Annotated in this window: 12 protein-coding genes; 6 read left to right on the top strand and 6 right to left on the bottom strand. The window is 55.3% G+C overall.

What is annotated here, in order from left to right:
* Positions 1–90: EF-Tu C-terminal domain-related protein (locus ACR0BZ_RS19470; RefSeq protein WP_282027698.1), on the top strand; the 90-nt coding region annotated here is incomplete at its 5' end.
* A 56-nt stretch (positions 91–146) separates the two neighbouring features.
* Here the strand turns inward: ACR0BZ_RS19470 and ACR0BZ_RS19465 are convergent.
* Positions 147–1,229 carry a Fic family protein gene (locus tag ACR0BZ_RS19465; RefSeq protein ID WP_480921049.1) on the bottom strand — a complete coding sequence of 361 codons (1,083 nt, stop codon included), beginning with the start codon at positions 1,227–1,229 and terminating at the stop codon, positions 147–149.
* Between the two features lie 255 nt (positions 1,230–1,484).
* Between ACR0BZ_RS19465 and rpsJ the strand changes: the two genes are divergently transcribed.
* The 4 genes from rpsJ to ACR0BZ_RS19445 are packed head-to-tail and all read left to right on the top strand — an operon-like array spanning position 1,485 to position 3,450.
* A complete protein-coding gene (rpsJ, locus tag ACR0BZ_RS19460) occupies positions 1,485–1,799 on the top strand; it encodes a 30S ribosomal protein S10 (protein WP_008756422.1) in 315 nt (104 codons plus the stop codon).
* Positions 1,800–1,817: 18 nt separating this feature from the next.
* Entirely contained in the window at positions 1,818–2,543 is a 726-nt protein-coding gene (rplC, locus tag ACR0BZ_RS19455) for a 50S ribosomal protein L3 (RefSeq protein ID WP_171638102.1), read from the top strand.
* Positions 2,540–3,157 carry a 50S ribosomal protein L4 gene (rplD, locus tag ACR0BZ_RS19450; RefSeq protein WP_480474058.1) on the top strand — a complete coding sequence of 206 codons (618 nt, stop codon included), beginning with the start codon at positions 2,540–2,542 and terminating at the stop codon, positions 3,155–3,157. Before rplC ends, rplD begins: the two co-directional genes overlap by 4 nt.
* Positions 3,154–3,450: a 50S ribosomal protein L23 gene (locus ACR0BZ_RS19445; protein ID WP_170609990.1), complete on the top strand. Its 297-nt coding sequence runs from the start codon at positions 3,154–3,156 to the stop codon at positions 3,448–3,450. Before rplD ends, ACR0BZ_RS19445 begins: the two co-directional genes overlap by 4 nt.
* Positions 3,451–3,731: 281 nt before the next feature.
* Here ACR0BZ_RS19445 and ACR0BZ_RS19440 read toward each other — a convergent pair whose 3' ends face one another.
* The 3 genes from ACR0BZ_RS19440 to ACR0BZ_RS19430 form a co-directional block, all read right to left on the bottom strand.
* Positions 3,732–3,944 carry a DUF1127 domain-containing protein gene (locus tag ACR0BZ_RS19440; RefSeq protein WP_209505835.1) on the bottom strand — a complete coding sequence of 71 codons (213 nt, stop codon included), beginning with the start codon at positions 3,942–3,944 and terminating at the stop codon, positions 3,732–3,734.
* A 165-nt stretch (positions 3,945–4,109) separates the two neighbouring features.
* Positions 4,110–4,571 carry a hypothetical protein gene (locus tag ACR0BZ_RS19435; RefSeq protein WP_480774307.1) on the bottom strand — a complete coding sequence of 154 codons (462 nt, stop codon included), beginning with the start codon at positions 4,569–4,571 and terminating at the stop codon, positions 4,110–4,112.
* 21 nt (positions 4,572–4,592) lie between these two features.
* Positions 4,593–4,961, bottom strand: coding sequence for an antibiotic biosynthesis monooxygenase family protein (locus tag ACR0BZ_RS19430; protein WP_171638091.1), 369 nt, complete (start codon positions 4,959–4,961; stop codon positions 4,593–4,595).
* A gap of 77 nt (positions 4,962–5,038) precedes the next feature.
* Between ACR0BZ_RS19430 and ACR0BZ_RS19425 the strand changes: the two genes are divergently transcribed.
* Positions 5,039–5,470, top strand: coding sequence for a MarR family winged helix-turn-helix transcriptional regulator (locus ACR0BZ_RS19425; protein WP_480921048.1), 432 nt, complete (start codon positions 5,039–5,041; stop codon positions 5,468–5,470).
* Between the two features lie 101 nt (positions 5,471–5,571).
* Here ACR0BZ_RS19425 and rpmD read toward each other — a convergent pair whose 3' ends face one another.
* Both rpmD and rpsE read right to left on the bottom strand, forming a co-directional pair.
* On the bottom strand, positions 5,572–5,760 hold the full coding sequence (gene rpmD, locus ACR0BZ_RS19420) for a 50S ribosomal protein L30 (protein ID WP_170613764.1): 189 nt from the start codon (positions 5,758–5,760) through the stop codon (positions 5,572–5,574).
* 12 nt (positions 5,761–5,772) lie between these two features.
* Entirely contained in the window at positions 5,773–6,342 is a 570-nt protein-coding gene (rpsE, locus tag ACR0BZ_RS19415) for a 30S ribosomal protein S5 (protein ID WP_209505839.1), read from the bottom strand.
* Between the last annotated feature and the right edge of the window lie 199 nt (positions 6,343–6,541).

Raw genomic sequence — 6,541 nt, 5'->3', positions numbered from 1 at the left:
CCGATCGCGATGGAAAACGGCCTGCGCTTCGCCATCCGCGAAGGCGGCCGCACCGTCGGCGCTGGCGTCGTGTCGAAAATCGTAGAATAATTCGCCTAAGCGAATGATCAGACAGAAAGGGCGCCCCTCAGGGCGCCCTTTTTCAATTAGGCTTCGTCTCCTGAAAGGAGTTGCACCAAGGCCATGTTTACGTAGTAATTATTTCTTCCCTCAACGATTTTCTCTAATGGTAATTCTTTATCTGCGGTGAGTTTCTCAAGATAGCTCGTTGCAGTTGGGCGCGAGACATTCAATTCCCTCATAACGAATTCAATTCTTGTGTAGGGATGTCGGAATAGATTGTTGACCAAGTCTTGGGAATAGAATTTGTCATGGTTTTTTCGAATATGATGCTTGAAGAAGGCCATGGTTTCTCGGATACCTTCAATAAGTTCCAGAGTGACCTGCGAAGTTTCTGTTACGACATCTAGAACATAAACAATCCAGTCTTCCCAGTTTCCGGTTTCACGCACTTCTTGCAGCAAGCGGTAGTAATCCGCTTTGGTGCGGTTGATACCTCTGCTCATATACAGAATGGGGATTCGTAGTAGGCCTTCTTTGGTTAGATAAAGGACATTGAGCATTCTCCCTAGTCGACCATTCCCATCCGGATAAGGGTGGATGCTCTCGAATTGGTGGTGGATTATTGCCATTCGAATTAGAGGGTCGAGATCCGAATCTGTGTTTATATACGCCTCCAGTTCAGCCATTTGCTTTTCAATGGCTAGCGCGTCTTGCGTCGGTACATAAACTGTCTTTCCTGCGTTGTTCTGAAGTGCCGTTCCCGGAGTTTTTCGAAAGCCGTCGTCGCGGTTTTTTAGAAGTTGGAACATCTCAGTCAACGTGCGGTTTGTTATGAGACCGGTTTCACACAGACGTTCAAACCCAAGACGTAATGCGTCGCGATAAATAGCTACTTCTTTTGACGGGCCGCTGAGTGCTCTATCTCTGTCCAACCCTCCTCTGAAGAGCTCATCGTTTGTGGTCACGATGTTCTCGATTTCCGAACTGTCTTTCGCTTCCTGTAGAGAGAGCGTGTCGATTAAGATGCCCTGGTTTGGAATGACTTGGGCTAGCCCTTTAACTTCTGCCAATCTCCTAGTCGCCGCTGTTAGCGCCTTGAGAATCGGTAGAGTGTCGAAGTTAAATTCGGGTGGTAGGTTCGGGATATTGTAAGTTTGTTTGAGCATTGTGACCTACATGTAAAGAAATCGCCAAAAACTTTGCATGTCACGTGAGATGTGTAAAGCTTGGGAATCTTTTTTTGCAATGCTCGCCAGGTAACGGATAACGAGTCTTGCCAAACCCTGCCAACCCCACTAATACGCGCGAGTTCTCAACAAGAACGTCAAGGCGGGGTGATTCCCGCCTTTTGGGTTCGATGAGGGTTGGCGATGCGCGTCTGTCCTCCTCTCAACCCCAACGCCTGATAAAAGGCTGTTATTATGCAAAGCCAAAATATCCGTATTCGGCTGAAGGCATTTGACTATCGCGTTCTGGATGCCAGCACGCAAGAGATCGTCAACACTGCCAAGCGGACCGGCGCGAATGTGCGCGGCCCGATCCCGCTGCCGAACAAGATCGAGAAGTTCACGGTTCTCCGTGGCCCTCACGTTGACAAGAAATCCCGCGACCAGTTCGAGATCCGCACGCACAAGCGTCTGCTCGACATCGTTGATCCGACCCCCCAGACCGTGGACGCGCTGATGAAGCTCGACCTGGCTGCTGGTGTGGACGTCGAGATCAAGCTGCAGTCGTAAGATCGGAGGGTATAGAATATGCGCTCTGGTATTATCGCAAAAAAAGTTGGCATGACCCGCCTGTTCATGGAAGACGGCAAGCAGATCCCTGTGACCGTTCTTCACCTGGACAACCTGCAGGTTGTTGCACAGCGGACCGCTGAAAAAGACGGCTACACCGCCGTTCAGCTGGGCGCCGGTGCTGCCAAGGCAAAACGCACCTCGAAGGCCATGCGCGGCCACTACGCCGCTGCCAAGGTCGAGCCCAAGCGCAAGCTGGCCGAGTTCCGCGTCTCCGAAGATGGCCTGATCGAAGTGGGTGCCGAAATCTCGGCCGAGCACTTCTTGGCTGGTCAGAAGGTTGACGTGTCGGGCACCTCGATCGGTAAAGGCTTTGCCGGTGCGATGAAGCGCCACAACTTCGGTGGTCTGCGCGCCTCGCACGGTGTGTCGATCAGCCACCGTTCGCACGGCTCGACCGGTCAGTGTCAGGATCCGGGCAAGGTGTTCAAAGGCAAGAAGATGGCCGGTCACATGGGTGCTGCCCGTGTTACCACCCAGAACCTCGAGGTTGTCAAAACCGACGCCGACCGTGGTCTGGTCTTCATCAAAGGCGCCGTTCCCGGACCGAAATCGGGCTGGGTCACCGTCAAGGACGCCGTGAAGAAGAAAGCACCGGAAGGCCTGCCTTTCCCGGCTGCTGTGAAATCGGCTGCAACCGAAGCACCTGCGGAAGAAGTATCCGCGGAAGGTGGTGAAGCATGAAACTTGATGTAATCAAACTGGACGGCGGCAAGGCCGGCGACATCGAGCTGGATGCAGACCTGTTCGGCCTCGAGCCGCGCGCGGACATCCTGCACCGTGTGGTCCGTTGGCAGCGTAACAACGCGCAGGCCGGCACCCACAAGGTCAAGACCCGCTCGGAAACCAGCTACTCGACCAAGAAGATCTACCGCCAGAAGGGCACCGGTGGCGCACGCCATGGTGACCGTAACGCACCGATCTTCCGCAAGGGTGGTGTTTACAAAGGCCCGACCCCTCGTTCGCACGGCCACGACCTGCCGAAAAAGTTCCGCAAGCTTGGCCTGCGCCACGCTCTGTCGGCCAAAGCCAAAGCAGGTGAACTGGTTGTGATCGAGAACGCCGAAGCCGAAGGCAAGACCGCCGCACTGGCCAAACAGGTTGCAAACCTGGGCTGGAAACGCGCTCTGGTCATCGACGGCGCGACCGTGAACGAAGGGTTCCTGAAGGCGTCGCGCAACATCGAAGGTCTGGATATCCTGCCGTCGATGGGTGCAAACGTTTATGACATCCTCAAGCGTGACACCCTGGTGCTCACCAAAGCGGCTGTCGAAGCACTGGAGGCTCGTCTGAAATGAGCGCGAAGGCAGAACACTACGACGTGATCCGCAAGCCGATCATCACCGAAAAGTCGACCATGGCGTCCGAAAATGGCGCGGTTGTCTTTGAAGTGGCGATCGAAAGCAACAAGCCGCAGATCAAAGAGGCCGTTGAGGCGCTGTTTGGTGTGAAGGTCAAGGCGGTGAACACCACCGTGACCAAAGGCAAGGTCAAGCGGTTCCGCGGTCAGCTGGGCCGTCGGAAGGACGTCAAGAAAGCATATGTGACCCTGGAAGAGGGTAACACAATCGACGTAAGCACCGGTCTCTGATCCGACGCTTACAGCGACACTTTACGGCCCCGGTGGATCACTCCGCCGGGGCCGATTTCGTTTCAGGCGTCAAAGCTTTGGGTTTGCGCGTCAGGGCAGTGCGGTCACACGCCCTCCAGCGGTCGCTCAGGGCGATTCTGGCGTCAACAGCACTTGGGCCGCATAAACAGCCATCGGACCCTCTGACGGCCTCTGAGCGGCCTGCACGCGGGGCCGGGCCTGCAACAGGCATAGAAAAGGCGCCCTAAGGCGCCTTTGGGTCGTTTCAATTGTGTGAGTGGTTACGAGCAATATACGTGCCGGTGCGCGATATCTGCGATGTCGCAGCGGCGGATGCCGATATCGTCCAGCTCACGGTTGCTCAGACGCTGCAACTCGGTATAGGTGCGCTGATACTCAGCAGCGCGTGCGCGGGCTGTTTTGATCCGTGTGATCATGTCAGCGATCCGGGTGCCGAAGTTGAAGCCGGTATGGGTCAGTGTCGCAGTTGTCATCTCTGTATTCCTTTCTCGTATCAGGGCGTATTCCCTGACGTTTCCTTTTGAGTTCCTTCATTGGACAAGGCAGAGATAGGAGCGTTTGCTATCGCTAACAACGCAGATTTTGGTCTAGCCGATATGCATCTGTTGAATGGCTATACATGTCGTGGGCCACGTCAATTACACGCCGCTTTCATTTCTTTCGCGCGTTTTTTTGCGGGCGGCCATCGCCCGACCATCACGTATGCTCAGCCCCATCAGTGTCAGATTGGTCGCCCCGGCAATCAGTTCGATGATCTGTACAATATAGAAGCTGGTATCAAACGAGCCCGCGTTTGCCTTTGCGCTCAGGTAGACGGCGGCTGGAACAAGGACGATGAGCCCGTTCATAGCAATGATCGGCATCCGTTTCTTTTTGGCGAGCGCAGGGGCATCTTTTCGACGACGCCCAAGTGTCGCCCCGGATGCACCGACAATCACCATTGCAGGCACCAGAACAAAGAGCCCGCTGACGATCATGGACTTTACTGCCGCGACGGTCTCATGGTTTGCAAATAACTCACTGTACAAAGTGGATGTCCAGAATACGAGGATCGTAAGAAAGCCTACTACTCCGGCGATGGGGTGGATGGTTCTTAACATGTTGCTACTCCCAAATGAGGGTCAGGCGACGCAGTGGTTTTCGACTGCGAGCTTGCGAAGAAGATGTGGCCGGGCCACTGCGCTTGCTGGATAGTCCGCGATCCGACGCTGGAACTCGGGATGAGTGAATGCGTCGCGAAAGCTTTGCACGTTCTGCCAGATCGCGTAGTTCACAAAGGTCGAACTGCCCGCGATACCCTGATGGAGCTGGGTTGAGATATATCCCGGTTGCGATTTCATGAAATCCGCATCATGCGCCCATGCCCGAAGCAGCGCCTTTTCGTCTTCGGCGTCCACCGTAAACAGGTTGATCAGCACCACCGGTCCTTCCTCGGTCTGCATCTGATCTGCCAGCGTGACGATCGTGTCCAACTCTTTGATACGAGCCATTTCGGTTCCCTTCGATTCTGAAATATAGCAAGCTATATAAAATTGCATAGCATGCTATTCAAGTGTAAATCCAGGACATGGACTTCGAAAAAGAAAACTCGGCCGGGTATCTGGTTAATCACATGGCACGATTGTTCGCAAAGGAGTTGCAGCAACGCATTGCGCCCTTTGGCATCGTCGTCGGACAATTCCCAATCTTGCTGGAACTCTGGCTCAAAGACGGTGTGACGCAAAAGGATCTGCTGACCAAAATTGACGTCGAACAGGCGACATTGGCTAACACGCTTAACCGTATGGAACGTGATGGCTTGATCAAACGAACGAAGAACCCTGCTGACGCCAGGGCTCAATTGATTTGGTTGACCGAGAAGGCCGCAGCACTTCGCAACAGCGCCTACGAGGCAGCTCAGAACGTGAATGCCGATGCATTACAGGTCTTGAATGACCCTGAGCGCGCACAATTCATGAACTATATGCGTCGAGTCATAGGCGGCATGCGCTTAAGGTGAATTGAAGGAGGATCAGTTCACGGCACCGGCAGGCAAGCCATTAAACAAAAAAAGCCCCCGACCGAGGTCGGAGGCGTTTCTAAGTCTTCGAAGCTGCCGGCTTAACCGCGCTCTTCGACGATCTCAACCAGATGCGGGATCTTGCGGATCATGCCGCGCACCGAAGGAGTATCCTCCAGCTCACGGGTTTTGTGCATCTTGTTCAGGCCCAGGCCGATCAGGGTTGCGCGCTGTTCGGCGGGGCGACGGATCGGCGAACCGACCTGTTTGACGACGATGGTTTTTGCCATGACGTGCTCTCCTTATGCTTCTGCTTCAGCAGCAGCCGGTGCGTCGTCCCGCTTGGGCAGGATGTCAGCAACCTTTTTGCCACGACGTGCGGCAACCGAACGCGGGCTCTGCTCTTTCTGCAGGCCGTCGATGGTGGCGCGGATCATGTTGTAGGGGTTCTGCGAGCCCAGCGACTTGGACACAACGTCCTTGACGCCCAGCATTTCGAACACGGCACGCATCGGACCACCGGCGATGATACCGGTACCTTCAGGCGCGGCGCGCATAACCACTTTACCGGCGCCGTGACGGCCCTCGATGTCGTGGTGCAGGGTCCGACCTTCGCGCAGCTGCACGCGGATCATCTGACGCTTGGCTTGCTCAGTCGCCTTGCGGATGGCTTCAGGTACTTCTTTCGCTTTACCCTTGCCAAAGCCGACGCGGCCTTTCTGATCGCCGACAACCACCAGAGCGGCGAAGCCAAAGCGCTTACCACCTTTTACGGTTTTCGACACGCGGTTGATTGCGACCAGGCGATCTGCAAATTCCGGCGTTTCTTCACGGTCGCGGCCACGGCCCCGACGGTTTTCACGTTCTGCCATTTGGCATCCCTTTTCCTCTAGAGGCGCTTGCGGCGCCAATTGCTCAATCGAAGTGAACCCCTGAATGACATTCTGGGGCTCCCCGATCATCGAGGCGGGCGGACCCGCCTTCAAAGTGCCGGTGCCGGGCTGAAGCCCGCCCTACGGCGTCGTATACGGTAGGCCGGGCTTCAGCCCGGCACACCCTCAGATCTTCAGG

Source organism: Ruegeria sp. P8, assembly GCF_056534665.1.
This window is presented reverse-complemented; position numbering and strand designations above follow the sequence as displayed.

What these genes read in the sequence shown, in the direction of transcription:
- ACR0BZ_RS19465 (WP_480921049.1), bottom strand. Translation starts at nt 1,229, where the DNA reads ATGCTCAAACAAACTTACAATATCCCGAACCTACCACCCGAATTTAAC.
- rpsJ (WP_008756422.1), top strand. Translation starts at nt 1,485, where the DNA reads ATGCAAAGCCAAAATATCCGTATTCGGCTGAAGGCATTTGACTATCGC.
- rplC (WP_171638102.1), top strand. Translation starts at nt 1,818, where the DNA reads ATGCGCTCTGGTATTATCGCAAAAAAAGTTGGCATGACCCGCCTGTTC.
- rplD (WP_480474058.1), top strand. Translation starts at nt 2,540, where the DNA reads ATGAAACTTGATGTAATCAAACTGGACGGCGGCAAGGCCGGCGACATC.
- ACR0BZ_RS19445 (WP_170609990.1), top strand. Translation starts at nt 3,154, where the DNA reads ATGAGCGCGAAGGCAGAACACTACGACGTGATCCGCAAGCCGATCATC.
- ACR0BZ_RS19440 (WP_209505835.1), bottom strand. Translation starts at nt 3,944, where the DNA reads ATGACAACTGCGACACTGACCCATACCGGCTTCAACTTCGGCACCCGG.
- ACR0BZ_RS19435 (WP_480774307.1), bottom strand. Translation starts at nt 4,571, where the DNA reads ATGTTAAGAACCATCCACCCCATCGCCGGAGTAGTAGGCTTTCTTACG.
- ACR0BZ_RS19430 (WP_171638091.1), bottom strand. Translation starts at nt 4,961, where the DNA reads ATGGCTCGTATCAAAGAGTTGGACACGATCGTCACGCTGGCAGATCAG.
- ACR0BZ_RS19425 (WP_480921048.1), top strand. Translation starts at nt 5,039, where the DNA reads ATGGACTTCGAAAAAGAAAACTCGGCCGGGTATCTGGTTAATCACATG.
- rpmD (WP_170613764.1), bottom strand. Translation starts at nt 5,760, where the DNA reads ATGGCAAAAACCATCGTCGTCAAACAGGTCGGTTCGCCGATCCGTCGC.
- rpsE (WP_209505839.1), bottom strand. Translation starts at nt 6,342, where the DNA reads ATGGCAGAACGTGAAAACCGTCGGGGCCGTGGCCGCGACCGTGAAGAA.